The 24,676-nt window shown below is 73.2% G+C and carries 23 protein-coding genes; 12 read left to right on the forward strand and 11 right to left on the reverse strand.

Annotation, left to right across the window (positions count from 1 at the left end; genetic code table 11):
- The first annotated feature begins 18 nt into the window (after positions 1–18).
- From cysD to LIX60_RS06185, 7 genes are all read left to right on the forward strand, one after another.
- Positions 19–1,056 (forward strand): sulfate adenylyltransferase subunit CysD, encoded by a 1,038-nt coding sequence (gene cysD / locus LIX60_RS06160; protein WP_227957544.1) that lies wholly within the window; start codon positions 19–21, stop codon positions 1,054–1,056.
- 2 nt (positions 1,057–1,058) lie between these two features.
- Complete coding sequence (locus tag LIX60_RS06165) at positions 1,059–2,465, forward strand: sulfate adenylyltransferase subunit 1 (RefSeq protein WP_227957545.1); 1,407 nt, start codon at positions 1,059–1,061, stop codon at positions 2,463–2,465.
- 2 nt (positions 2,466–2,467) lie between these two features.
- Complete coding sequence (locus LIX60_RS31400; protein ID WP_265585947.1) at positions 2,468–2,590, forward strand: hypothetical protein; 123 nt, start codon at positions 2,468–2,470, stop codon at positions 2,588–2,590.
- A 120-nt stretch (positions 2,591–2,710) separates the two neighbouring features.
- Complete coding sequence (locus LIX60_RS06170; RefSeq protein ID WP_374117809.1) at positions 2,711–3,874, forward strand: ABC transporter substrate-binding protein; 1,164 nt, start codon at positions 2,711–2,713, stop codon at positions 3,872–3,874.
- 110 nt (positions 3,875–3,984) lie between these two features.
- Positions 3,985–4,773 carry an ABC transporter ATP-binding protein gene (locus LIX60_RS06175; RefSeq protein ID WP_227957546.1) on the forward strand — a complete coding sequence of 263 codons (789 nt, stop codon included), beginning with the start codon at positions 3,985–3,987 and terminating at the stop codon, positions 4,771–4,773.
- Entirely contained in the window at positions 4,760–5,710 is a 951-nt protein-coding gene (locus LIX60_RS06180; RefSeq protein ID WP_227957547.1) for an ABC transporter permease, read from the forward strand. The genes LIX60_RS06175 and LIX60_RS06180 overlap by 14 nt, the downstream gene beginning before the upstream one ends.
- Positions 5,711–5,725: 15 nt before the next feature.
- Positions 5,726–6,532, forward strand: coding sequence for a sirohydrochlorin chelatase (locus tag LIX60_RS06185; protein ID WP_227957548.1), 807 nt, complete (start codon positions 5,726–5,728; stop codon positions 6,530–6,532).
- 46 nt (positions 6,533–6,578) lie between these two features.
- On the opposite strand, the gene LIX60_RS06190 is transcribed toward LIX60_RS06185, so the two are convergent.
- Positions 6,579–7,001 carry a hypothetical protein gene (locus tag LIX60_RS06190; protein ID WP_227957549.1) on the reverse strand — a complete coding sequence of 141 codons (423 nt, stop codon included), beginning with the start codon at positions 6,999–7,001 and terminating at the stop codon, positions 6,579–6,581.
- Positions 7,002–7,202: 201 nt separating this feature from the next.
- Between LIX60_RS06190 and LIX60_RS06195 the strand changes: the two genes are divergently transcribed.
- Positions 7,203–7,904 carry an alpha/beta fold hydrolase gene (locus LIX60_RS06195; protein ID WP_227957550.1) on the forward strand — a complete coding sequence of 234 codons (702 nt, stop codon included), beginning with the start codon at positions 7,203–7,205 and terminating at the stop codon, positions 7,902–7,904.
- A gap of 94 nt (positions 7,905–7,998) precedes the next feature.
- Positions 7,999–8,772, forward strand: a complete 774-nt coding sequence (locus tag LIX60_RS06200; RefSeq protein WP_227957551.1) for a GNAT family N-acetyltransferase — start codon at positions 7,999–8,001, stop codon at positions 8,770–8,772.
- Between the two features lie 93 nt (positions 8,773–8,865).
- Here LIX60_RS06200 and LIX60_RS06205 read toward each other — a convergent pair whose 3' ends face one another.
- Positions 8,866–9,327, reverse strand: a complete 462-nt coding sequence (locus LIX60_RS06205) for a pyridoxamine 5'-phosphate oxidase family protein (protein ID WP_227957552.1) — start codon at positions 9,325–9,327, stop codon at positions 8,866–8,868.
- A gap of 190 nt (positions 9,328–9,517) precedes the next feature.
- On the opposite strand from LIX60_RS06205, the gene LIX60_RS06210 reads away from it, so the two are divergent.
- Positions 9,518–10,159 carry a class I SAM-dependent methyltransferase gene (locus tag LIX60_RS06210; protein WP_227957553.1) on the forward strand — a complete coding sequence of 214 codons (642 nt, stop codon included), beginning with the start codon at positions 9,518–9,520 and terminating at the stop codon, positions 10,157–10,159.
- Between the two features lie 98 nt (positions 10,160–10,257).
- On the opposite strand, the gene LIX60_RS06215 is transcribed toward LIX60_RS06210, so the two are convergent.
- The 7 genes from LIX60_RS06215 to erm(S) form a co-directional block, all read right to left on the reverse strand.
- Entirely contained in the window at positions 10,258–11,028 is a 771-nt protein-coding gene (locus LIX60_RS06215; RefSeq protein ID WP_227957554.1) for a Clp protease N-terminal domain-containing protein, read from the reverse strand.
- 250 nt (positions 11,029–11,278) lie between these two features.
- The gene (locus LIX60_RS06220; protein ID WP_227957555.1) at positions 11,279–12,499 is read right to left on the reverse strand and encodes a S8 family peptidase; all 1,221 of its coding nucleotides are present in this window, start codon (positions 12,497–12,499) and stop codon (positions 11,279–11,281) included.
- Positions 12,500–13,060: 561 nt separating this feature from the next.
- The gene (locus LIX60_RS06225; RefSeq protein ID WP_227957556.1) at positions 13,061–13,612 is read right to left on the reverse strand and encodes a DUF1697 domain-containing protein; all 552 of its coding nucleotides are present in this window, start codon (positions 13,610–13,612) and stop codon (positions 13,061–13,063) included.
- 233 nt (positions 13,613–13,845) lie between these two features.
- Positions 13,846–15,060 (reverse strand): S8 family peptidase, encoded by a 1,215-nt coding sequence (locus LIX60_RS06230; protein ID WP_227957557.1) that lies wholly within the window; start codon positions 15,058–15,060, stop codon positions 13,846–13,848.
- Positions 15,061–15,720: 660 nt separating this feature from the next.
- Positions 15,721–16,809, reverse strand: a complete 1,089-nt coding sequence (locus LIX60_RS06235; RefSeq protein WP_227957558.1) for a CDP-alcohol phosphatidyltransferase family protein — start codon at positions 16,807–16,809, stop codon at positions 15,721–15,723.
- Between the two features lie 131 nt (positions 16,810–16,940).
- Positions 16,941–17,174: a hypothetical protein gene (locus tag LIX60_RS06240; protein WP_374117811.1), complete on the reverse strand. Its 234-nt coding sequence runs from the start codon at positions 17,172–17,174 to the stop codon at positions 16,941–16,943.
- Positions 17,171–18,157: a 23S rRNA (adenine(2058)-N(6))-methyltransferase Erm(S) gene (erm(S), locus tag LIX60_RS06245; RefSeq protein WP_227957559.1), complete on the reverse strand. Its 987-nt coding sequence runs from the start codon at positions 18,155–18,157 to the stop codon at positions 17,171–17,173. The genes LIX60_RS06240 and erm(S) overlap by 4 nt, the downstream gene beginning before the upstream one ends.
- Positions 18,158–18,726: 569 nt before the next feature.
- On the opposite strand from erm(S), the gene LIX60_RS06250 reads away from it, so the two are divergent.
- Positions 18,727–19,635: an aminoglycoside phosphotransferase family protein gene (locus tag LIX60_RS06250; protein ID WP_227957560.1), complete on the forward strand. Its 909-nt coding sequence runs from the start codon at positions 18,727–18,729 to the stop codon at positions 19,633–19,635.
- Positions 19,636–19,793: 158 nt separating this feature from the next.
- Here LIX60_RS06250 and LIX60_RS06255 read toward each other — a convergent pair whose 3' ends face one another.
- Both LIX60_RS06255 and LIX60_RS06260 read right to left on the reverse strand, forming a co-directional pair.
- Positions 19,794–20,564, reverse strand: a complete 771-nt coding sequence (locus LIX60_RS06255) for an exonuclease domain-containing protein (protein ID WP_227957561.1) — start codon at positions 20,562–20,564, stop codon at positions 19,794–19,796.
- A gap of 142 nt (positions 20,565–20,706) precedes the next feature.
- The gene (locus tag LIX60_RS06260; RefSeq protein ID WP_227957562.1) at positions 20,707–21,945 is read right to left on the reverse strand and encodes an SAV2148 family HEPN domain-containing protein; all 1,239 of its coding nucleotides are present in this window, start codon (positions 21,943–21,945) and stop codon (positions 20,707–20,709) included.
- A 359-nt stretch (positions 21,946–22,304) separates the two neighbouring features.
- Between LIX60_RS06260 and glgX the strand changes: the two genes are divergently transcribed.
- The gene (gene glgX / locus LIX60_RS06265; RefSeq protein ID WP_227957563.1) at positions 22,305–24,557 is read left to right on the forward strand and encodes a glycogen debranching protein GlgX; all 2,253 of its coding nucleotides are present in this window, start codon (positions 22,305–22,307) and stop codon (positions 24,555–24,557) included.
- Positions 24,558–24,676: the final 119 nt, after the last annotated feature.

Genomic DNA, 24,676 nt, shown 5'->3' on the forward strand with positions numbered 1-24,676 from the left:
CGAGGAGGAGGGCCGACCATGACCACCACGACCGAGGCGGACGGGACCGCCGGGCCGGACGGACGGACCGCACCCGCCGCGAGCACGGACGCCGCGGAGGGCGCGGGCGCGGAGGGCACGGACACGGAGGGCACGGACACCGCCAGAGCCGGCGGCAGCCCGTACGCCCTGTCGCACCTGGACGCGCTGGAGTCCGAGGCCGTGCACATCTTCCGCGAGGTGGCGGGCGAGTTCGAGCGGCCGGTGATCCTCTTCTCCGGCGGCAAGGACTCCATCGTCATGCTCCACCTGGCGCTGAAGGCCTTCGCCCCCGCCGCCGTCCCGTTCTCCCTGCTCCATGTGGACACCGGGCACAACTTCCCCGAGGTGCTGGACTTCCGCGACCGCACCGTCGCCGAGCACGGCCTGCGCCTCCATGTGGCGTCCGTCCAGGAGTTCATCGACGCGGGCAAGCTCCGCGAGCGCCCGGACGGCACCCGCAACCCGCTGCAGACCGTCCCGCTGCTGGACGCCATCGAACGGAACCGCTTCGACGCCGTCTTCGGCGGCGGCCGGCGCGACGAGGAGAAGGCCCGCGCCAAGGAGCGCGTGTTCTCCCTGCGCGACGAGTTCGGCGGCTGGAACCCGCGCCGCCAGCGCCCCGAGCTGTGGCAGCTCTACAACGGCCGCCACTCCCCCGGCGAGCACGTCCGCGTCTTCCCGCTCTCCAACTGGACCGAGCTGGACGTGTGGCAGTACATCGCCCGGGAGAAGATCGAACTCCCCGCCATCTACTACGCCCACGAGCGGGAGGTGTTCGCCCGCAACGGCATGTGGCTCGCCCCCGGCGCGTGGGGCGGCCCCAAGGACGGCGAGCGGACCGAGACCCGCAAGGTGCGCTACCGCACGGTCGGCGACATGTCCTGCACCGGGGCCGTGGACTCCGGCGCCGACACCATCGAGGCCGTCATCACCGAGATCGCCGCCTCCCGGCTCACCGAGCGGGGCGCCACCCGCGCCGACGACAAGCTGTCCGAGGCCGCCATGGAGGACCGCAAGCGCGAGGGGTACTTCTAGCCATGAGCAGCACCGACACACCCGCCACCGCCGCCGCGGCGGCCGCCGCCGAGAGCCTGACCGCCGCCGGCGAGGCCGCCACGCTGCTGCGGTTCGCCACCGCCGGCAGCGTCGACGACGGCAAGTCCACCCTGGTGGGCCGGCTCCTGCACGACTCCAAGTCCGTCCTGGCCGACCAGCTGGAGGCCGTCGAGCACGCCTCCCGCAGCCGCGGCCAGGAAGCGCCCGACCTCGCGCTGCTGACGGACGGGCTGCGGGCGGAGCGCGAGCAGGGCATCACCATCGACGTGGCCTACCGCTACTTCGCCACCCCGCGCCGCCGGTTCATCCTCGCCGACACCCCCGGCCATGTGCAGTACACGCGGAACATGGTCACCGGGGCGTCGACGGCCGAACTGGCCGTCGTCCTCGTCGACGCCCGCAACGGCGTCGTGGAGCAGACCCGCCGGCACGCCGCCGTCGCCGCGCTGCTCCGGGTGCCGCACGTCGTCCTCGCCGTCAACAAGATGGACCTCGTCGGCTACGAGGAGTCCGTCTTCGCCCGGATCGCCGGGGAGTTCACGGCCTACGCGGCCGCGCTCGGCGTCCCGGAGATCACCGCCATCCCGATCTCCGCGCTGGCCGGGGACAACGTGGTCACCCCGTCCGCCACCATGGACTGGTACGGCGGCCCGACCGTCCTGGAGCACCTGGAGACGGTGCCCGTCACCGACGACCCGTCGGGTGACCCGGTGCGCTTCCCCGTCCAGTACGTCATCCGCCCGCAGACCCCCGAACACCCGGACTACCGGGGCTACGCGGGCCAGCTGGCCTCCGGGGTGCTGCGGGTGGGAGACCCGGTGACCGTGCTGCCGTCCGGCCGCACCAGCACCGTCACGGCCATCGACGCCCTCGGGGAGAACGTGGACGCGGCCTGGTCGCCGCAGTCCGTCACCGTCCTCCTCGACGACGACCTCGACATCTCGCGCGGCGACATCATCGTCACCACCGCGACCGCCCCGGCCGTCACCCAGGACGTCGAGGCGACCGTCTGCCATCTGCACGACCGGCCGCTGGCCGTCGGCGACCGGGTGCTGCTCAAGCACACCACCCGCACGGTCAAGGCGATCGTCAAGGACATCCCGTCCCGGCTGGCGCTCAGCGAGCCCGACGAGCACGGCGGTCTCGCGCGCCACCCGGCGCCGGGCGAGCTGGCGGCCAACGACATCGGCCGGATCGTGCTGCGCACCTCCGAGCCGCTCGCCCTCGACGCCTACGCCGACTCCCGCCGCACCGGATCGTTCCTGCTGATCGACCCGGCGGACGGCACGACGCTCACGGCCGGCATGGCGGGCGACGCGTTCACCGAGTCCGCGAACGGCACCGCGCGGGCCGCGGACGGCGCGGCCGACGACGGCTGGGACTTCTGACCGTGACCACCACGGCCCGTCCCGCCACCGAGAGCTGGTCGACCTTCGCCAAGGAGGGCGGCCGGGTCGGCAGCGGCGCCCTCGGCAGCGGCGAGGGCGGCGTCGGGCGATGTGCCCGCGGCTGAGCGGCTGACCCCGCGCACCGCACTCGCACCCACACCCGCACCGTCCCGAAATCGCCGCCCCGCCGGGCGCGCCGCCACCCCGCACCGAGCCCGGCCGCCCTCCGAGAGGACACCCCTCCCGTGCCTGCCGACCATCCCGCCCCGCTCCGGGGGCCGCGCCGCGCCCGCCGGGGGCACCGCCCCCGGCACCGGTACGCCACCGCGGCCGTCGCCGCCGCGCTCGCCGCGCTGCTGGCCGTCGCGCTCGGCGCCTGCGGCTACGGCTCCCGGGCCGAGACCGGCGGCGTCGCCAAGGTGCAGCCGCGCGGTGAACGCACCGGCGGGCTGGACGAGGTACGGCTGGGCTACTTCGCCAACGTCACCCACGCCACCGCGCTCGTCGGCGACCGGGAGGGTTTCTTCCAGAAGGAGCTGGGCGGGACCAAGGTAACCGCGCAGGTGTTCGGCGCCGGCCCGTCCGCCGTCGAGGCGCTCAACGCGGGATCCGTGGACATCGCCTGGCTCGGCCCCTCGCCCGCCGTCAACGGCTACACCAAGGCCGGCGGCCGGAACCTCCGGATCATCTCCGGCTCGGCCTCCGGCGGGGTCTCCCTCGTCGCCCACCCCGACCGGGTGAGCGGCCCGGACGACCTGCGCGGCAAGCGGATCGCCACACCCCAGCTCGGCAACACCCAGGACGTGGCGCTGCTCCACCACCTCGCGGAGAAGGGTCTGCGGGTCGATCCGGACAGCGGCGAGGGCGATGCGACCGTGCTGCGCATCGACAACAAGGAGACCCCGGCCTTCTTCCGGCGCGGCGACATCGACGCCGCCTGGGTGCCGGAGCCCACCGCCTCGCAGCTCACCGCCCAGGGCGGCAGGGTCCTGCTGGACGAGCGGGACCTGTGGGAGGACGGCCGGCACGTCATCACCACCATGGTCGTCTCGCAGAAGTTCCTCGCCCGGCACCCGGAGGCGGTGGAGGCCGTGCTGCGCGGCTCCGTGAAGGCCAACGCCTGGATCGGGAGCCACCCCGAGGAGGCCAGGGCCTCGCTCAACACCGCGCTGGAGCGGCAGGGCGGCAAGGCCCTGCCGCCCGAGGTGCTCGAGCCGGCGTTCGAGCACATCGAGGTGCTCGACGACCCGCTCGCCGCCACGCTCGCCCGCCAGGCCGAACACGCCGAGCGGGCCGGGCTGCTGGAGAAGCCCGACCTGCGCGGCATCTACGACCTGAGGCTGCTCAACAAGGTGCTGGCGGAGCGGGGCGCGCGGAAGGTCTCCGCCGCCGGCCTGGGCACCGGCTGACCGGCACCGCCCGCACCCGCATGGCCCGCACCGGCACCGCCCGTATCAGCACCGCCCGCCGCAGCACCGTCCACCGCAGCGCCGAACCCGTCCCCCCGGAGGTGACACCGATGGCCACCACGCTCCTCGCGCCGCACACCGAGGCCCCGGCCGACCACGCCGTACGGCTCGATCACGTGTCCAAGTCGTTCGGCCGCGGCGGCGGCCGCCAGCTCGTCCTGGACGACATCAGCCTCGATGTGGCGAACGGCGAGTTCGTCTGTCTGCTGGGCGCGTCGGGCTGCGGGAAGTCCACGCTGCTCAACCTGGTGGCGGGGCTCGACCGGCCCACCTCCGGGGAGATCGGCGTCCCCCACGGCCGGCCCGCCCTGATGTTCCAGGAGCACGCCCTGTTCCCGTGGCTCACCGCGGGACGCAACATCGAACTGGCCCTGCGCATGCGGGGCGTGCCCAAGGCGGACCGGCGCCCGGAGGCCGAGCGGCTGCTGGAGCTGGTCCGGCTGAAGGGCGCGTACGGCAAGCGGGTGCACGAACTGTCCGGCGGGATGCGGCAGCGGGTGGCGCTGGCCCGGGCGCTGGCCCAGGACAGCAATCTGCTGCTGATGGACGAGCCGTTCGCGGCCCTCGACGCCATCACGCGCGACGTGCTGCACGAGGAACTGACCCGGATCTGGACCGAGACGAACCTCTCCGTCCTCTTCGTCACCCACAACGTGCGCGAGGCGGTCCGGCTCGCGCAGCGCGTGGTGCTGCTGTCCTCCCGCCCCGGCCGGATCGCCCGGGAGTGGCGGGTGGACATCCCGCAGCCGCGCCGGATCGAGGACGCGGGCGTGGCCCGGCTCTCCGTGGAGATCACCGAACAGCTGCGGGGGGAGATCCGCCGGCATGGGCAGCACTGACACCCGGGGCGGCGCGGACGGCGCCGGGGGCGCCTCCCCGTCCCCGTCGTCCGCGGCCGCCTCCGCGAACGGCTCCCCCAACGACCTGGAGGGGCTGGAGGCCGGTCTCGACGCCCTGGAGACACACACCGCGTCCCGGGTGCCGTTCGGCCGGCTCCTGCTCGACAAGGTGCTGCCGCCGGTCGTCGCGATCGTCATCGTGCTGGCGCTGTGGCAGCTCGCGTACATCCTGGAGATCAAGCCGCACTACCAGCTGCCCGGGCCGCTGGACGTGTGGAACGCCCTTGCCGACGAGTGGTACAAGGGCACGATCCTCGGCGTGGTCTGGAACAGCGTCTCCCGGGGCGCGCTGGGCTTCGCCGCCTCGCTGGCCATCGGCACCCCGCTGGGCCTGATCGTGGCCCGGGTGAAGCCGGTGCGGGCGGCGCTCGGGCCCATCCTGTCCGGGCTGCAGTCGCTGCCGTCGGTCGCCTGGGTGCCCGCGGCCATCATCTGGTTCGGTCTCTCGGACGCGACGATCTACACGGTGGTGCTGCTGGGCGCCGTACCGTCGATCGCGAACGGCCTGGTCGCGGGCGTGGACCGGATCCCGCCGCTGTATCTGCGCGCCGGGCAGGTCATCGGCGCCACCGGGCTCAGGGGCGTACGGCATGTGCTGCTGCCCGCCGCGATGCCCGGCTACATCTCGGGCCTCAAGCAGGGCTGGGCGTTCTCCTGGCGTGCGCTGATGGCCGCCGAACTGATCGCCAAGTCACCGGAGCTGGGCGTCGGCCTGGGACAGCTCCTGGAAACGGGCCGGGTCTACCAGGACATGCCGCTGGTGCTCGGCGCCATCACCCTCATCCTCGTCGTCGGCATCGGCATCGAACTGCTCGTCTTCGCGCCCGTCGAACGCCGCGTGCTGCGCAGCCGCGGCCTGATCGCCGGCGCCCGCTGAACGGACACCGCCACCATGACCAGACAGCCCCTCCCGCACGGCCCGCACCTCCCGCACGCCGCTTCCGCCGCCCCCACCCTGGTGATCACCGCCCACGGCAGCCGCGACCCGCGCCACGCCGCGACCGTCACCGCGCTCGCCGAGCGGGTCCGCTCCCTGCGGCCGGGCCTGCGCGTCGAGACGGGCTACCTGGACTTCTGCGCTCCGAGCGTGCCGCGGCTGCTGGACCGCCTGGACGCGGAGGGCGTCCGCGAGGTCATCGCCCTCCCGCTGCTGCTGACCCGGGCCTTCCACGCCAAGTCCGACATCCCCGGGGTGCTGGGCGAGGCCCGCGCGCGGCTGCCCCGCCTGACGATCACCCAGGCGGACGTTCTCGGCCCGTCCCCGCTCCTCCTCGACGCCCTCGAACAGCGCCTGTACGAAGCCGGACTGGCCCCGGACGACCGCGCGTCGACCGGGATCGTCCTGGCCTCGGCGGGCTCCTCGGACCCGGAGGCGATCGCAGTGATCGCAGCAATCGCGCGGGAGTGGCGGCGCACCGGTTGGTGTGCCGTGCGGCCTGCGTTCGCCTCCGCTCAGCTCCCCCGCACGGCGGACGCCGTCCGCGCCCTGCGCGCGGACGGGGCCCGCCGGGTGGCGGTGGCCCCGTACGTCATCGCCCCCGGCCGCCTCCCGGACCGCATCGCGGCGGGCGCGCGGGAGGCGGGCGCGGACGTCCTGGCCAGCGTCCTCGGCCCGGACGAACGGCTGGCGCGGCTGCTCCTCGCCCGCTACGACGCGTCCCGCGCGGCCCGCCCGGCCCTCACGGCGCTGAGCGCCTGACCGGCCCGCCGCACGCTGCTCTTCGGGATGGCTCGCCGCCTCCGCGCTACTCGCTCAGCAACGCCGCAAGGCGGACGGCGGTCTTCTCGCCCGCCCGCTGCTTGATCAGACCTTCCTTGGCCGCCGCACGGAGCCCGACCGCCGAACCGCCCTCCCCGTCCCGTGTCACCAGAGCGGTGACCACGACGGGATTCATCCCGCCGACGCCGGCGCCGACGACGACCCGGATCGTCCACCGGTCCCCGCCGGGCTCGACGCGCACGGGCTCAACGGCCCGCCCGGCTCCTCCGAGCACGTCGGCGACACGCTTGACGGCGTCGTCGAACGGCAAGGGGATGACCAGGTCGATCTCGTGGACGTTCTTCTTCAACCGCTTGGCCACACCCCCGGTCAAGCGGCCACTGGCCCCGACCACCGTGCCCAGTGCCGCAATCTCTCCGGTCAGGATCTCGTCCTCACTCGGGTCCACAAGCCCCACCCTTCGCTGTTGGGCCACCCCTGCGGTCGGCCACGGGCCCCGCCGGTGGCGGTCGCCCGCCGGTCATCACCGCGGCCCGCCCACCGGACCGTATCGCGAACACCCGGGAGGGGCGGCGCGGGCCGTTCCCCCCGCTCCACCGGGACCCTGTCGGGAACGGCCAGTGTCAGACCGTCCCCCTAGGTTGCCCCCATGAGCGAATACGTACTGACGGCAGGCGCGTGGCTCGGAGCGTGGGCGTGGGACGAGGTGGTCCCGGAACTACGGGCGGCCGGGCACGGCGTGCATCCCCTGACACTGTCCGGGCTCGCCGAGAAGAAGGGCGTGCCCGCCGGACAGCAGACGCACGTGCAGGACATCGTCGGGGAGATCGAGCGCCGGGATCTGCGCGATGTCGTGCTGGTCGGGCACAGCTACGCGGGCATCCCGGCCGGCCAGGCCGCCGAGCGGATCGGTGACCGACTGGCCCGGGTGGTCTTCGTGGACTCCAACGTCCCGGCCGACGGCGAGTCGTTCGTCTCCGCCTGGCCGGACGGCAGAGCGATGGTCGAGGCGGCGATCGCCGCGAACGGAGGATTCTGGCCCGTCCTGGACGCGGACGAATTCGCCGGCCAAGGGCTCAGCCCTGGGCAGATAGACCGGATCACGGCCGATGGGACCCCGCACCCGGGTGCCACGCTCATCGAACCGGCTGTGCTGACCCGCCCGCTCGGCGAGCTTCCCGCGACGTACATCAAGTGCCTGCTCGACTGGCCCGAGCCGAGCCCCGACGTGGCCGAGTTGCTGAAGAGCGACCGGTGGCGGCTGGTCACGATGGACACCGGCCACTGGCCCATGTTTTCCCAGCCGCGCGAACTGGCCCGGATACTCCTCGCCGCGGGACCCGGCGAGTGAGCCCGAGAGGGAGCGGACCAGCCCCGGCACCGGTGGAGCACAACCCCGTCGATATTGGCTTGGCCGATCCGCCGCACGGTGCTGGGATGGCCGGATGGACACCGCCGCGATACTCGCCCTGTACGACGACCAGATGCGCCGGGGTGCGCCCGCGGACTCCCCTGGGGCCCGGGTCGAGCGGGTCGGTGACGTGGTGCGGCAGCTCGGGGCGGAAGGCGACTGGAACTGCGTGCTCTGGTCGGACCTCGGCGCCGGCTCCGCCGATGCGGCCATCGCCGCCCAGATCCGCCATTTCGCCTCGCTTGGGCAAGAGTTCGAGTGGAAGCTGTACGGCCACGACCGGCCCGCCGATCTCGGCGAGCGGCTGCGGGCGGCCGGGTTGGTTCCCGAGCCGGAGGAGACCCTGATGGTCGCCCCGACACAGGAGTTGAGCACCGCCGTCGAGCTGCCCGAGGGGCTGGCCCTGCGGCCGGTGACCGACTCGGACGGGGTGGAACTGATGGTGCGCGTCCACGAAGAGGTGTTCGGGCCGGGCCGGTCGCTGCGGCAGCATCTGACCGCACAACTCGCGGAACAGCCGGAGACCGTGGTGATGACCGTCGTCATGGCCGGCGAGCTGCCCGTCTCATCGGCCCGGCTGGAGCTGTACCCGGGCACGGACTTCGCCGGACTGTGGGGCGGCGGCACCCTGCCCGCCTGGCGGGGCCGGGGCGTCTACCGGGCCCTGGTCGCGCACCGCGCCCGGATCGCCGCCGAACGCGGCTACCGCTACCTCCAGGTCGACGCCTCCGACGAGAGCCGCCCGATCCTGCACCGCCTCGGCTTCACCGCCCTGAGCACCACCACCCCGTACGTCTTCCGGCCCTGACGGGCGGCGGCCCGGGCCTACGCGTATCCGGACCGGCCGCAGCGGAACCCGGGCACCGCACAACGCCCCCGGGCTCGCGAGCGGTTTCGTCTCTCAGCCGCCCACGGTCCACTGTCCGCCGCGCATGAGATCCCGCCCCTTGAGTTCATTGGCCTCGCGCCACGCCTGGAGCCGGTCCGGCGAGACCCGGTAGTAGAGGTACGCACCGGCTTCCTCGCGCGGATCGAAGCCCGTTCCGGCGGCGAACGCTTCGCCCAGGCCCTCCGGCAGTTCGTCGGCCGTCAGGGCGTCCACCGTGCCCTCGATCAGCACGACATCCCGGGTCGGCCCGATGCCCAGGCGGACCCTGCCCGTGGACCGCAGATTGCGGCCGGTCGGGCTGGACGCCGGGGTGGCCAGCCACAGGGAGGTGCCGTCCCAGAGGAAGGAGAGCGGGACCAGGTACGGAGTGCCCGTCTCCGGATCGGCCGTGGCCACCCAGGCGTCGACGTCGTTCTCGAGCCGCTCCAGCACGTCGCGTCTGCGTTGCTCCGGGGAACGGGCGGGCGCGGTCATCTCGGTGGGCCTCCTCGTATGGCCGGTCGTGACGGGATGGCGGAAGACCGCGTTCTCCCCACCCGAGCGGGTGTCATGGGAACGGCGACTCTCCGGCCATCCACCCTCTCCCGGCGGGCACCGGCACGGCAACGGCTGATCCTGTCCGATAACCAAGCGTCGGCACCGGGCACCCTCTAGGGTCCTCGCCGTGACCGGACTTTCCTCATCCCACCAAGCGACAGCCGACGCCTACGATGCCGTTGCCGTTCTCTATGCCGACCTCTTCCGCGACGCGCTCGACGCTCTGCCGCTGGACCGCGCGGTGCTCGCCGCGTTCGCCGAGACGGTGCGGGCCGCCGGTCCCGGGCCCGTCGCCGAGCTAGGATGCGGCCCCGGATTTCTCACGGCGCACCTGCGGGATCTGGGGCTGGACGTCTTCGGCGTCGACCTTTCGCCGGTGATGATCGGTCTCGCCCGGGAGGCGTACCCGGATCTGCGGTTCGAGGTCGGTTCCATGGACGCCCTGGACCTCGCCGACGGCAGGCTGCACGGCGTCGCGTCCTGGTACTCGGTCATCCACGCCCCGCCGGCGGATGTGCCCTCGTACTTCGCCGAGTTCCGCCGGGTCCTCGCGCCCGGCGGAACACTGCTGCTCGGCTTCTTCGAGTCGGAGGGCGAGCCGGTCACGGCGTTCGACCACAAGGTGACCACGGCCTACCGATGGCCGGTCGACGGTCTCGCGGGGCTGGCCGGTGAGGCCGGCTTCACCGAGGTCGGCCGGATGCTGCGGGAGCCGCTGGAGGGGGAACGATTCCGCCAGGGGCGCCTGCTGATGCGCGCGGGGAACTGACTCGGGGTGACGCGTGCCGCCATCGACGGCGCGCGCCCCCCGGAGCGGCGGTCTCGCCGCGCAGTGGGGGCTCGGCCGGGAGCAGCCACCGTCCGGTCCTACTCGCCCGGTCCGGTGGGCTGTTCCTCTCCGTCACTCCGCCATACGGCGGTCAGGGCGGCGATCTTCTCGGTGGTCCAGTTCTCCGCGGCCGCCTTGTCGATGCCGAGTGCGGTGAGCGGGCCCGCGCCGTCCTCGAACTCCAGCAGGGCCAGCAGGATGTGCTCGGTGCCGATGTAGTTGTGGCCGAGCCGGAGCGCCTGCCGGTAGGTCAGTTCGAGTGCCTTGCGCGCGTCCGCGTCGTACGGGATCAGGTCGGGGGCCTGTCCGGCTGCCGACGGCAGGGCTGCCGTCGCCGCCTGCCGCACGGCGTCCAGAAAGACACCCTGGTCGGTGATCGCCTTGGCGCCGAGCCCCTCGGGTTCCGCCAGCAAGCCGAGGAGCAGATGAGCCGGTCCGATGGTGTCGTTGCCGGCCGCGCGGGCCTCGTTCTGGGCGGCCATCACCACGTTCTTGGCGCGCGGGGTGAACCGGCTGAAGCCCTGGCTCGGGTCGAGGTCCTGCGCTTCGCCCGAGCCCTTCGGCACGAAGCGCTTCTGTGCCGCCTGCCGGGTCACGCCCATGCTGCGGCCGATGTCCGTCCAGGAGGCGCCCGAGCGGCGCGCCTGGTCCACGAAGTGGCCGATCAGGTGGTCGGCCACATCTCCGAGATGGTCCGCCGCGACGACCGCGTCGGTGAGTTGTTCCAGCGCGTCGGAGTGGGTCTTCTTGATCGCGTCGATGAGGTCGTCGAGCCGGACCGGATGCGTCATGCGTACGGGTTCCGTCATGAGGCAACCGTAGGTTGACAGTTGATGAGTGTCAACCTTGCGTTGACAGCCGCTCCGGGTTCGTCCCGCCCAGCCGTTCCTGCGGCCCGACACGCCAACCCCGCACAGAGGCCGCCCGGTTGGCCCAGCGCCGCCGGACGCGGCCGAAGCGGGGCGCTTGGCGGCCGACCCATCGGGACCCCGCGCGTGAGCCCGGCCGCCACCCCGGGAAAGGGTGACGGCCGGACTCCGGGGGGATGCGGATGAGCTGTTACTCGACAACCTTCAGCAGCCGGTTCGGGGTGGAACCGGTCGCGTTGGTGATGGCGCCGGCGGTGGCACCGCTGCTCAGGGCACTCGCGACCTGGGCCGGGGTGGCGCCGGTGTGGCGGCCCAGGTAGATGGCGGCGGCCCCGGCGACGTGCGGGCTGGCCATGGAGGTGCCGGAGATGGTGTTGGTGGAGGTGTCGCTGCTCCGCCAGGCCGAGGTGATGGAGGAGCCGGGTGCGTACAGGTCCACCACACTGCCGTAGTTGGAGTAGTACGGCTCCGAGTCGCTGCTGGTGCTGGCGGCGACGGTGATCGCCTCCTGGACCCGCGCCGGTGAGTAATTGGCCGCGTTGGCCGCCGAGTTGCCCGCCGCCACGGCGAAGGTGACACCCGAGGCGATCGCGGAGCGCACGGCCGCGTCCAGGGCCGCGTCGGCCCCGCCGCCGAGGCTCATGTTGGCCACGGACGGGCCGGAGGCGTTCCGCTGGACCCAGTCGATGCCGGCGACGACGCCGGCGGTGGTGCCGGAGCCGTTGTTGTCGAGCACGCGGACGGCGACGATCCTCGCCTTCTTGGCGACACCGTGCGCCGCGCCGGCGACGGTGCCCGCCACGTGCGTCCCGTGCCCGTGGCCGTCGGTGGCGGAGTTGTCACCGTCAATGGCGTCGTAGCCGAGGCTGGCACGGCCCCCGAAGTCCTGGTGGGTGACGCGCACGCCGGTGTCGATGACGTAGACGGTCACGCCCTCGCCGGCGCTGTCCGGATAGCTGTAGACGCCGTCCCGCGACCGGGAGGTCTGGTCGATCCGGTCCAGGCCCCAGGACGGCGGGTTCGCCTGGGAGCCGGTAATGCGGAAGGTCTTGTTCTGCACCACCTTGTCGACGGCCGGGTCGGCGGCGAGGCGTCTCGCCTCGGTCTCGCTGAGGCCGGTGGCGGAGAAGCCGTCCAGGGCGGCGTAGTTGTGGTCGAGCTTGCCGCCGTAGGTCTTGGCCAGCTCCTTCTTGCCGGTGGCCTTGAGGGTCTTGGCGGCGGCGCCGTCCTTGAGCAGGACGACGTAGCTGCCGTCGATGGCGGTCTTGGCACCGGCGCCGTAGATCTTGCCCTCGGCCGGGGCGGGGGCGGCTCCGGCGGGAACGGCCGCGAGGCCGGTGCCCGCGACGGCCGCGGTGGCGGCTATGGCGACGGTGAGGCGGCGCAGAGCGGAACGCGAGCGAGTTGCCATGAGGGGTCTCCTCGTGCACTGGGTGGGGGTGTGCGGGGGCGGAACGTCGCGGCAGGCCGTGGGGTCGAGGCCCGCTCCGATGAGTCAGCACGGTGACTGATTGACGCGCTCATATCAATACGTTCGCTCAGCGGTGTGACATGGGTTACATCGTCCGGTAATCGCGAATATCTGCGTGACGACGGAATCCGGCCACCGTCGGCAGTCGCTGACGTGGCGTCACTGGCCTCACTGGCCTCACTGGCCTCACTGGCGTCACTGGCGTCACTGGCGGGACCCTGCGGCCGCTCCCGGCCATGGCGACGGAAGACGAAGACTCGACGGGGGCACCCTCATGGACCGGCGCGGCGCCGTGGGCGTGAGGCCTGCGCCCGGCGGAGCGGGGGAGGAGGTTTCCGGGGCGGCGGGGTGCCGGGCCGGGCCGAGGACGCGGAAGGCATTCCCTGCCCGGTCGGCCGGAACCCACCGGGGGAAGCCGCCCCGTCCGCGTCGGCGGGCGCCGCGCCGAACTGCCTCAGGGCGCGGCCGGCTCCGTGTGGTGTGCGGCGGTGGCGAGTCCGGTCAGCTCTCCACCAGAGCCAGCAGTTTGGTGACGGTGCTCCAGTTCCTGGTCGTCGCCTCGACGCCCAGCTTCCGCTTGTCCAGGAACGGCGCGAGCCTGCTGCGGCCCTGGCCGTTCGGGAAGTACGCGTAGAGCTCACGGCCGCCGTCGGCCAGACGGTACTCGTCCGGGGCGTAGAGCGCCGGGTCGACCGCGTCCAGTTGTTCCGGGTCCGCCCGGCCGGCCAGAAAGGTGACCGTGTGTTTCGCGGGTTCGGCGGCCGGGTCCGGGAAGGGGTTGGCCTCCACGGCGGCGCGCAGTTCCCCGGCGGTGCGGACCACGACGGCGACCGGGAAGCCGAACCACTCGGCGAGGGCCTGCTCGACCTCGGCGGCCAGACGGCCGGGATCCCGGTGGTCCGGGGCGGCGAAGACGGCGTTGCCGCTCTGCAGCAGGGTGCGCACGTTCTCGTAGCCGAGGCCGGTCAGCACGGACCGCAGTTCGGCCATGGGGACCCTGTTGTTGCCGCCCACATTGATGCCCCGCAGCAGGGCCGCGTATGTCGTCGTCACAGACGGCACGCTACGGGAAGTGCGCCGGGGCCGGGCGCCTTCGCCGGCACGGCGTCCGGGGGCCGCCCCCGAACCGCGTACGCCCCCGTACCACGAGGGCACGGGCGGGGCGGGGCGCACGAGCCCCCGCCGACATGAGTCCGGCCGCCTCCCCGCGCGGGCGGGAGGGCGGCCGGACTCCGGCGGTGCGCACGCCGTCCGGCCCGGGGGCGGACCCGGGCCGGAGCCTGTGACTACTCGACGATCTTCAGCAGCTTGTTCGGGGTGCCGCCGGTCGCGTTCTTGATGGCACCCGAGGTGGCGCCGCCGGTCAGGGCGGAGGCGACCTGCGCCGGGGTGGCGGTGGTGTGGCCGCTCAGGTAGACGGCCGCGGCGCCCGCGACGTGCGGGGTGGCCATGGACGTGCCGGAGATGGTGTTGGTGGAGCTGTCGCCGCTGTTCCAGGTCGAGGTGATGGAGGAGCCGGGCGCGTAGAGGTCCACCACACTGCCGAAGTTGGAGAAGGACGACTGCTGGTCACCGCTGGTGCTGGAGGCGACGGTGATCGCCTCGGTGACGCGGGCCGGGGAACCGGTCGAGGCGTTCCTCGACTCGTTGCCCGCCGCGACGGCGAAGGTGACGCCCGAGGAGATCGCGGTGCGCACGGCCGCGTCCAGGGCCGCGTCGGCGCCGCCACCGAGGCTCATGTTGGCGACGGAGGGGCCGGAGGCGTTCTCGGCGACCCAGTCGATGCCGGCGACCACACCGGCGGTGGTGCCGGAGCCGTTGTCGTCGAGCACGCGGACGGCGACGATCTCCGCCTTCTTGGCGACTCCGTGCGAGGCACCGGCGATGGTGCCGGCCACGTGGGTGCCGTGGCCGTGGCCGTCGTCGGCCGAGTTGTCGCCGTCGATGGCGTCGAAGCCGAGGCTGGCGCGGCCCTCGAAGTCCTGGTGGGTGACGCGCACGCCGGTGTCGATGACGTACGCGGTGACGCCCTGGCCCGCGCTGTCCGGGTAGGTGTACGCGCCGTCGCCGGCGGTCGCGGTCTGGTCGATCCGGTCCAGTCCCCAGGACGGCGGGTTGTTCTGGGTTCCGGTGATGGTGAACTTCTGGTCCCGGACGACCTTGTCGACGGCCGGGTCGGCGGCGAGGCGCTTGGCCTCGGACTCGCTGAGGCCGGTGGCGGAGAAGCCCTCCAGCGCCGAGTAGTTGCGGGCCAGCTTGCCGCCGTAGGTCGTGGCGAGGTCCTTCTTGCCGGCCGTCTTCAGGGTCTTGGCGGCGGCACCGTCCTTGAGCAGGACGACGTAGCTGCCGCTGACGGCGCTCTTGGCGTCCGCGCCGTAGATCTTGCCTTCGGCGGGGGCCGCTCCGGCCGGGAGGGCCATGAGGGTGGTGCCCACGACCGCCGCGGCGGCGGTGACGGCAACGGCCAGGCGGCGCTTGCCGGAACGCGAGTGAGTAGCCATGAAGGGGGGTCTCCTCGTGCACTGAGTGGGGGGAGGTGGGGGGGATGTGGGGACGGCGCGGTGTCGTGGCGTGTCAGGGCCGTGGGGGGTGGCGGGACTCCGCGTGTCCGAAACCCTGACCGATTGACGCGCGCATTTCAATGTGTTCGCTCAGCGGTGTGACGTGGCTAACACTGTCCGGTAATCGCAAAGTCCGGCAGAACGGGCGCAGTTGGGGCAACGACAGCGGCACCGTGCGACGGCGTACCAGGAGTTGACGGCCGTCCGAGAGCGGGACGTGCGCTCCGGTCGGCTGCGGCGCCCGGTGCCGTCCGCTGACCGGACGAGCCCGACCCGGCCGCCGGATTCCCGGCCGCGCGGGCGCACCCGGAGCGGGCCGGAGAAGCCGGGGCGGACAGGCGGAGCGCCCGGGCGGAGACGGGAAGGCGGCGTGCCGGCCCCGGTCCCGGCCTCTGCCGGAGAGGCCGGGGGAGCACGGGGAAGCACGGGCGGGCGGGGAGGAGCCGGGGCGAGGGAGGTCCGTACAGGCGGACGGGCCCGGGGCGGTGTGCCCCGGGCCCGTGCCCGTCGCCCGCGGCGTGTGCCGCGTGCGGTGATCCTTCTCGTTCCGCTCCCCCGCTGCCACCCGCTCCCCCGTGACCGGGTGCACCCGGCCCGGGCTCAGGCCGCGGTCGTCGTCTCCCGGGGTGCCGACGGAACCTCCGGAGCCGGAGCCGGAGCCGGAGCGACGGCGGCGGCGGCCACGGCGGCCTCGGCACCCGCCGCGTCGAAGGACTCGAGGGTGCGGGTGAAGTCCCGCGTGGAGAGCAGCAGCTTGTAGATGATCGCCAGTTCGAAGACGAGCAGCAGCGCCGCGGCACCGATGGTCACCGGGGCGACGGCGCCCACCGCCGGGGCGATGATGAAGACCGCCATCTGGAACTCGATACCGCTGACCAGGTGGGTGCGGATGCGGTGGCGCAGCAGCAGGTTCCGGAACCGCCCGTACCAGGGGAAACGGCTCTTGAACTCCTGGTGCAGGTCGATGACCGGCCCCGCCGGCCGGGCGCCGGGAAGGACGGCCGCGTCCGCCGCCGCGGTCTCCCCCTCCATGCCGGCGTCGTGGCGCGCGGGCTCCGGCCCGTCGTCGGCGGCGGTGCGGTCCTCTTGGTCGAAGTCCGCCTCGGGGTTCTCGCGGAGCAGGTCCTCCATGAAGGAGACCCGCCGCTCGTCGTCCGCCCGCCGGGCCGCCCGGGCGCGAGCCTTGATCTGCTTGCGCATCCCGTGCCGGATCTTGAAGATCTGCAGGGCGTCGACGTACCGCAGCATGTCGAGGAAGACGACGGCGAGGGCCAGCCACAGGAAGACGACGTCCCCGGTGCGGGAGTACTGGCCGCCCATCAGCGCGATGGCGCAGACCAGGACCCGCACCCGGTCGAAGACGTAGTCGAGCCAGGCGCCGAAGACGGTGCCGGTACCGGTGAGCCGGGCCAGCTTCCCGTCCATGCAGTCCAGGATGAAGCTGAGGTGGTAGAGAGCCGCGCCCGCCAGCAGCCAGCCCCAGCTTCCGGTCGCGAAGCAGGCGGCCGCGCCGAGGCCGAGGAAGAGCGCGGCCCAGGTGATCTGGTTGGGGGTGATACGGGTCCACATCGCCGTCCAGCGGACGAGCGGGGTGGCCAGCGGGTCCACGAGCAGCACCGTCCACCAGGCGTCGCGCTTCTTCTCGGTGGTGCGGCGTACCTCCGCGAGCGGAGGAATATCTCTGCGCATGGTGAACTCTCTTGTCCGTTCCGGCTGTTCACCCGACGTTAAGAACCCCGCCACCCAAAGGACAAGATTCGCGCCGTACAACCTTTACCCATGGGTAAGGGTCGTCTTGGGTGGCCGTGTCCATGGATGCGTCAGGCTCGGACGCCCCCGGCGCCCGATGGCCCGGGCAGTTCCGCCTCGATGAGGCCGGCGGCGCGGGCGGTACCGCCCTCACCGGCCACATCGGACCGTACGGCCGCGCAGCGCTCCCTGACCCCGGGGTCATCGGCAAGGGCGAGCACCAGGTCCCGCAGCCGGTCCGCCGTGACCTCGCCCTTGGGCAGATGCCGGCCCACGCCGAGCCCCTGCGGCATATCGGCGTTCATCGGCCGGCCGGGCGGCTGCGGACGGGCCGCAGCGTGCGGAAGACCGTGAGCCACTGCTCCGGTGTGACATATGCGACGACGACGGAGCGGTCCAGCCGCGCTCCACGGAACGCGGCGTCGAGCGGCCCCGCCCGGTGGGCCCGGCGCAGCGACGCGTACAGCGATCCGCCCACCCCGGAGAACCCCAGCTCCACCATGCGGTGGTAGTCGCCGAGGGCGGCGGACGGCAGCAGGGGGCGCTCGCGCCGCTCGATCCGGAGGATGCCCGAGTCCACACGGGGCACCGGCCGGAACTCCCGGCGGGAGATCCGGCCGAGCAGCCGCCACTCGTGGCAGGGCCAGGTCCGCACCGTCAGCAGGCTCCAGCGTCCGTAGTCGCCGGTCCGCTTGCGGGCGTACTCGAGCTGGGTGACGAAGGTCGCCGAGGTGAGCGTGCGCGCCCGCAGCGCCCAGTCCACGATCTCCGCGGTGCGGGAGTAGGGGATGTTGCCCGCGAGGGCGAACGGCTCGCGGGGAACGGGGGCGGCCAGGAAGTCGCCGCCGCTGATCCGCACGTGGGCGTGGTGCGGGCCGCCGAACCGGTCGCGCAGCGCGGGCAGCAGACGGGGGTCGATCTCGTGGGCGACCAGCCGCCCGCAGTACGGGGCCAGCGCCTCGGTCAGGACGCCGCGCCCGGCGCCGACCTCCAGCAGTAGTCCGCCGGGGACCGGCCGGACCAGGCGTGCGACGCGCTCGGCGACGGCCCGGCGGGCGAGGAAGTTCTGCGAGAGCTCGCGCCGGGCGCGGGCAGGGCTGCGGCCGCCGTCGCGGCTGCCGGCGTTGCCGGGACTGCCGGGACTGCCGGGGCTGCCGGGGTCGGCGGGGCTGCGATCACGGTCACGGTCACGGCCGGGGGCGCGATCCGCACGGGTGCCGTACGACGGGTGGGCGCGGGAGGTCTCCCGCGAGCGGGCAGGGTGGGGCGATCGGCGTGCACGGGCCACGGCCGGTGTCCATTTCTCCGGAAGGTTCGGGGGGCGGACGGCACGGGGCCCCGACCGGAGAAAGGGAAAAGGAACAGGCGGCGGAAGACGGCAGCACGGCGCGCGCGGACGCCGGACGTGCGGGCGTCGTTCAGGCGCGCGGCAGGTGCCGCGGTGGTACTGCCGGGGAAGAGATCAGCAGACGGAGGCCGCCGGGCCGGTCGGGGCACCGGGGCCGCGTCGCGGCCGACGCGTCATCGGGAACGCGGTACAGACGGCGGCGGGAACAGCGCGGCCCTGGGTGGCCGGACCGCCGATACCCATACTCATGAGGACCACCTCTCGAGACGTGCCGCCAGGCGCCGAAGCGCGTGGACGCGGGCACGGAAAGCCGCCGTTGTCTGCTGCACCGGGAACGGTAGGCAGGGCACGGCTCACCCACAACTCCTTTTCCCCGCTCCCGGTGCCCGGCGGAGGCGGCCCCACCGGCGGAGCTGGGAGAATGCCATCGCACGAGCACACGAGCACAGACCGCGGAACGCACAGCTCACGACGCACGACGCACGACGACACCATCAGCGGAGGCCACAGTGCCGGAGGCAGCAGCGGGAACGGGAGCCGGGACGGCCGTGTTCAGCGAGCACCGGGCGCGGGAGGTGCTGGCGGCCGCCGGGCACCCCGGAGCGGCGGCGGACGCGCCCCTGATCGCGTTCGGCGAGAACGCCGTCCTGGCGCTCGGCGACGAGGGGCCGGTCGTCAAGATCGGCCGCAGCCCCGAACTGCTCGGCCGCGCCCGCCGCGAACTGGGCATCGCCCACTGGCTCGCCGAGCAGAACCTGCCCTCCGTGCGGCCCGCCGAGCCCGAGGCGCGGCTCGTGGACGGGCATCCGGTGACGTACTGGTACCGGCTGCCGGCGGCCGTCCGGCCGGCCCGCGCCGCCGACCTGGCGGAGCTGCTGAGAATGGTGCACGCCCTGCCGGATCCCCCCTTCGCCCTGCCCCGCCGGGAACTGCTGGGCGGCGTCGAGCGCTGGCTGCGGCTCGCCGGTGACGCGATCGACCCGGCCGACGCCGCCTATCTGCGGGAGCGCCGCGACCGGTTCGCGGAGACCGCGGCCGGGCTGGTGCCCCGGCTGGCGCCCGGCCCGATCCACGGGGACGCGCTCCCCCGCAATGTGCACATCGGCCCGGACGGCCCCGTGCTCGTCGATCTGGAGACCTTCTCGCACGATCTGCGCGAGCACGACCTGGTGGTGATGGCCCTCTCCCGGGACCGGTACGGCCTCCCGGCCGAGGAGTACACGGCCTTCACCCGCGGCTACGGCTGGGATGTGCGGGAGTGGGACGGCTGCGCCCTGCTGCGCGGTGCCCGGGAGACGGCCAGCTGTGCCTGGGTCGCCCAGAGCGCCCCGGGCAACCCGGCGGCGCTGGCGGAGTTCCGCCGCCGGGTGGCCTCGCTGCGGGAGGGCGACTCCGAGGTCCGCTGGCACCCGTTCTGACCGCGCCGGCCGGACGGCGGGCGGACAGACGGGCGGACGGGCGGGCGGACGGGCAGTGATCACCGCGCCGGGCAGCCGAACGGCTCCGGCCGCTCAGCCGCCCGGACCGGTACTCGCCGCACGACGCGCGGGCCCGACGCGCCGGACGGACCGGCACCTCAGCTCCCCGCGCCACCGGCCTCGGCGCCGCCTCCCGGCACCGGGCCGCCCACGCGCTCCCGCTGGGCGGGGATCAGCGGCCAGGCCCGCTCCACATACGCCCGCGGATCGGACGTCCGGCGCAGATAGCGCTGGAAGGAGGCCGCCTGGTCCGCCGCCGCCCGTATCTGGAGGTCGTGGAGCGCCGCCGGTTCCAGTGAGCCGACCGAGGCGTGCCGCCGGCCGATGCACGCGGCGACACCGGCGGCCGCGAAGGCGTCCGCCCCGGCGTCGTGAGCCCCCGTCAGCGGGATGTCGTAGTGCTCGCAGAGGGCCTGCAGGGTCCGCTTCCCCTTGCGGTAGCGGTCCACGTGCTTGTCGAGGACGAGAGGGTCGATCACCGGGCCCGGTTCCCGGCCGAGCCGGGCCGCGAGCGGGGTGATGCCGTACCGCCGGCACTCCCGGTCCAGCAGGGAGAGGTCGTAACGGGCGTTCATGACGGCCAACGGCCGCCCGGAACGCAGCACTTCGGCGACCGCGGTCACGATCTCCGCTACGCCGGCGGCGGCCGGAAGGCCGTCCCGCACGGCGCGCTCGGTGGTGATGCCGTGGATCGCGGCGGCCTCCCCGGGCACCGGGATGCCCGGGTCGAGCAGCCAGGTCCGTACGGAACCGGCCCGGCCGTCCGGCGTCAGCTCGGCGAGCGCGGCCGTCACGATGCGGTCCGTCTCGATGTCGGTGCCCGTCGTCTCCAGGTCGAACCCGATCAGCGCTTCGCGGTGCCACCCCATGACGGCTCTCCTTCTGTTGTGCGTCCCCCGATGTGCTCCACTCTCCCACCGGCCACTGACAGCGCGCCCGTTGGCGCCGGGAGCCGGACCGCGGGCCGCGGGCCGGCCGGGGACGCGGCCGCCGGCCCGGCCGGCCCGGAGTTCAGGACACCGGCCGGGAGTCGGCCCAGGCGCTCTCGAACTCCTCGCGGTAGGTGTCGAAAAGCCCCGCTTCCCGCTCCTTCCCGCCGTCCTCCCGCAGCGTCTGCCGCCGCCCGCCCCGCAGCACGAACACGGGCGCCTCCATGCCCCGCGCGCGGCGCAGATAGGGCTGCACCACCGCCAGGCCGTCCGAGCCGTCGCCGTTGACGAGGTAGGCGGTGAAGCGCGGGGTCTCGTCGAAGACGTTGATCTGGAAGGCCCCGGTGTCCCGCAGCCTCGCCCGCACCCGCCGCATGTGAAGGATGTTCATCTCGACGGAGCGGCTCAGCTCGTTCTTCTTCAGGCCGAGTTCGCGCTCGCGGCGGCGCACGGCGCTGCTGGCCGGGTTGAGGAAGAGCAGCCGGGTGCGGCACCCGGCCTCGGCGAGCCGGACGAGCCGCCGCCCGGAGTAGTTCTGCACCAGCAGGTTGAGTCCGATGCCGATTCCGTCGAGCCGGCGGGCACCGCCGAAGAGGTCCTCGGCGGGCAGCTGCCGCTGGAGCCGGACCCGGTCCGGGTGGACGCCGACGACGTCCGCGTAGCGGTCGCCGACCAGGTCCTCCACGGCGTCGACGGGCAGCCGGTCGGACGACGGGGTACCGGCCCCGGTGCCGAGGATGCGGAGCAGCCGGGCGGAGGCCCGCTCGGCCTGCGCCAGGACGGCCTCGGACAGGGCCCGGTTGCGGGAGACGACGTTGCGCGCCACCTCCAGCTCGTCCAGGGCGAGTTCGAGATCGCGGCGGTCGTCGAGATAGGGCTCGAAGCACGGCCAGTGCTGCACCATCAGCTCGCGCAGCTGCGGCAGGGTCAGGAAGCTGAGGACGTTGTCGTCGGCCGGGTCGAGCAGATAGCCCTTCCGCCGGCTGACCTCGCGGACGGCGACGGCGCGCTGCACCCATTCGTGCCCGGCGGGCCCGGCGGCGGCCACCACCCACTCGTCGCCGTGCACCGGTTCGTAGATCGGCCGGAGGACCGCGGCGACGACCGCGCGCAGCCGCTGCTCGACGAGATTCAGCCATATGTAGGCCCGTCCGGCCCGGCGGGCGCGTGTCCGCACCTCGTTCCAGGCGTCGGGGCCCCAGTCCAGCTCCGCACCGATCTCCATCGGCCGGGCCAGGGACACCGCGCCGGGAGGGACGTCCGTGGCGCCGCCGTCCTGACCACTGTCACCAGGTGGCAGCTCCAACCCGCCCGAGCTCACCTGTGCACCGCCTTCCGCCCCCGGGTCTTCGATCACCGGAGCCTACTGCGTGCGCGGGAGCCGGTGCACCCGGAACCCCGACGGGAACCGTGAGGGATCGATGACGGACCGCCACCCCCGGAGGACAACGGCGCGTCATTGCCCCCACTTGCCCAGCTGTCCTGGTTTTCCCCTGTAAAACAGCATAGGGAGCAGAAGGCCCCGGCCGGAGGATGAGGAGAAACCGTAGGAGGATGCTCCCTTTTCACGAGAGATCTGACGAAAGCGCCCCGGCGCGCCGCTGGTTGGGCGAGGATTCCTGTCCTGCCGGGGCCATCCCGTCCCGCGGAGCCCGGATCAGGAGTGGAAGAGTCGACATCATGCAGGTCTGGCCCGGACAGGCGTATCCTCTCGGCGCGACGTACGACGGCGCCGGCACCAACTTCGCGGTCTTCTCGGAAACCGCACGGAGAATCGAGTTGTGCCTGCTGCACGACGACGGTTCGGAGACGGCGGTGGAACTCCGCGAGTCCGACGCCTTCGTGCGGCACGCCTATCTGCCGGGCATCATGCCGGGCCAGCGGTACGGCTTCCGGGTCCACGGCCCGTACGATCCCGGCCGCGGCCACCGCTGCAACTCGGCCAAACTTCTGCTCGATCCGTATGCCAAGGCGATGAGCGGCAGCATCGACTGGAACGAGGCGGTCTACGGCTACCACTTCGGCAAGCCGCACGAGCGGAACGATCTCGACTCGGCACCGCACACGATGGCCTCGGTCGTGATCAACCCCTACTTCGACTGGGGCGACGACCGGCCGCCGCGCACGGACTACCACCGCACCGTGCTCTACGAGGCGCACGTCAAGGGCCTGACGATGACGCACCCGGCGCTGCCGGAGGAGATGCGCGGCACCTACGCGGGGCTGGCACACCCCGCGATCATCGAGCATCTGACCGAGCTCGGGGTGACGGCGCTCGAACTGATGCCCGTACATCAGTTCGTCCACGACCACCGGCTGGTCGATGTCGGGCTCGCCAACTACTGGGGCTACAACACCATCGGTTTCTTCGCCCCGCACAACGCCTACGCCTCCTGGGGCGACCGGGGCCAGCAGGTGCTGGAGTTCAAGTCGGCGGTGCGGGCGCTCCACCAGGCCGGGATCGAGGTGATCCTCGACGTGGTCTACAACCACACGGCCGAGGGCAACCACCTGGGCCCGACGCTGTCCTTCCGCGGCCTGGACAACGCCTCGTACTACCGGCTCACCGAGGACCCGACCTACTACATGGACACCACGGGCACCGGCAACTCCCTGCTGATGCGCAGCCCGCACGTGCTCCAGCTGATCATGGACTCGCTGCGCTACTGGGTGACCGAGATGCGGGTGGACGGCTTCCGCTTCGATCTCGCCGCGACCCTCGCCCGCCAGTTCCACGAGGTCGACCGGCTGTCCTCGTTCTTCGACCTGGTGCAGCAGGACCCGGTCGTCAGCCAGGTGAAGCTGATCGCCGAGCCCTGGGACGTCGGCGAGGGCGGCTACCAGGTCGGCAACTTCCCGCCGCTGTGGACCGAGTGGAACGGCATGTACCGCGACACCGTCCGCGACATGTGGCGGGGCGAGCCGCGCACGCTGGCCGAGTTCGCCTCCCGTCTCACCGGCTCCTCCGACCTCTACCAGGACGACGGCCGGCGGCCGCTCGCCTCGGTCAACTTCGTCACCTGCCACGACGGTTTCACCCTGCGCGACCTGGTCAGTTACGACCGCAAGCACAACGAGGCCAACGGCGAGGGCAACCGGGACGGTGAGTCGCACAACCGGTCCTGGAACTGCGGGGCGGAGGGGCCGACCGACGACCCGGGCGTACTCGCCCTACGCTCCCGGCAGCAGCGGAACTTCATCGCCACCCTGATGCTCTCCCAGGGCGTCCCGATGCTCAGCCACGGTGACGAGTTCGGGCGCACGCAAGCCGGCAACAACAACGCCTACTGCCAGGACAACGCGCTGGCCTGGGTGCACTGGCCCACGCCCGACGGCGGGGGCGGGGGCGGGGACGAGGGCGGGGCCGGGGACGAGGCCGCCGGCGGCCGGACGGGCGGCGGCCGGGCGGGCGGCGGGCGCGGCCGGGGCGGGGAACGCGGCGGCCGGCGCCGGGGCCCCGTCGAGGAGGGCACCGACCGGGAGCTGCTGGAGTTCACCCGTTCGATGGTGTGGCTGCGGCGCGACCACCCCGTGTTCCGGCGGCGCCGCTTCTTCCACGGCCGGCCGGTCGAGGGCACCCACGACGAGCTCTCCGACATCGCCTGGTTCACCCCGGACGGCGAGGAGATGACCCAGCGGGACTGGCAGGCGGCGCACGCGAAGTCCCTCACCGTCTTCCTCAACGGCAGCGCGATCTCCGAGCCGGGCCCGCGCGGCGAGCGGATCCGGGACGACTCCTTCCTGCTGCTGTTCAACGCCGGGGACACAGCCCTCGACTTCACCGTCCCCGTCAACCACGGACGGCAGTGGCAGGTCGTCGTCGACACGGCGCTCCCGCGCGGGGTGGAGCCGGGCAGCGGGCGGAGGGTCAAGGCCGGGGACCGGCTCACCCTCATCGACCGCAGCCTGACGGTGCTCCAGCGCCCGGCCTGAGCCCTCCGGACTCCCCTCTCCGGCTCTCCGGCTCTCCGGTCGCACCCTCCGGGACCCCGCCGGACCCGGTCTCCCCGCCGCGCCGCCGCCTCCCCTCACCCGGACGGCGCAACGGGCCG

Origin of the sequence: Streptomyces sp. S07_1.15 (genome assembly GCF_020739505.1) — a bacterium.
GTDB lineage: Bacteria > Actinomycetota > Actinomycetes > Streptomycetales > Streptomycetaceae > Streptomyces > Streptomyces xinghaiensis.

Bases quoted from the DNA above. Each gene is read 5' to 3' on its own strand.
- LIX60_RS06220 (WP_227957555.1), bottom strand. From the start codon at position 12,499: ATGGCAACTCGCTCGCGTTCCGCTCTGCGCCGCCTCACCGTCGCCATA.
- LIX60_RS06235 (WP_227957558.1), bottom strand. From the start codon at position 16,809: ATGCGCAGAGATATTCCTCCGCTCGCGGAGGTACGCCGCACCACCGAG.
- LIX60_RS06165 (WP_227957545.1), top strand. From the start codon at position 1,059: ATGAGCAGCACCGACACACCCGCCACCGCCGCCGCGGCGGCCGCCGCC.
- cysD (WP_227957544.1), top strand. From the start codon at position 19: ATGACCACCACGACCGAGGCGGACGGGACCGCCGGGCCGGACGGACGG.
- LIX60_RS06180 (WP_227957547.1), top strand. From the start codon at position 4,760: ATGGGCAGCACTGACACCCGGGGCGGCGCGGACGGCGCCGGGGGCGCC.
- LIX60_RS06185 (WP_227957548.1), top strand. From the start codon at position 5,726: ATGACCAGACAGCCCCTCCCGCACGGCCCGCACCTCCCGCACGCCGCT.
- LIX60_RS06215 (WP_227957554.1), bottom strand. From the start codon at position 11,028: ATGACGGAACCCGTACGCATGACGCATCCGGTCCGGCTCGACGACCTC.
- LIX60_RS06230 (WP_227957557.1), bottom strand. From the start codon at position 15,060: ATGGCTACTCACTCGCGTTCCGGCAAGCGCCGCCTGGCCGTTGCCGTC.
- LIX60_RS06255 (WP_227957561.1), bottom strand. From the start codon at position 20,564: ATGGGGTGGCACCGCGAAGCGCTGATCGGGTTCGACCTGGAGACGACG.
- glgX (WP_227957563.1), top strand. From the start codon at position 22,305: ATGCAGGTCTGGCCCGGACAGGCGTATCCTCTCGGCGCGACGTACGAC.
- LIX60_RS06205 (WP_227957552.1), bottom strand. From the start codon at position 9,327: ATGACCGCGCCCGCCCGTTCCCCGGAGCAACGCAGACGCGACGTGCTG.
- LIX60_RS06195 (WP_227957550.1), top strand. From the start codon at position 7,203: ATGAGCGAATACGTACTGACGGCAGGCGCGTGGCTCGGAGCGTGGGCG.
- LIX60_RS06200 (WP_227957551.1), top strand. From the start codon at position 7,999: ATGGACACCGCCGCGATACTCGCCCTGTACGACGACCAGATGCGCCGG.
- LIX60_RS06175 (WP_227957546.1), top strand. From the start codon at position 3,985: ATGGCCACCACGCTCCTCGCGCCGCACACCGAGGCCCCGGCCGACCAC.
- LIX60_RS06240 (WP_374117811.1), bottom strand. From the start codon at position 17,174: ATGAACGCCGATATGCCGCAGGGGCTCGGCGTGGGCCGGCATCTGCCC.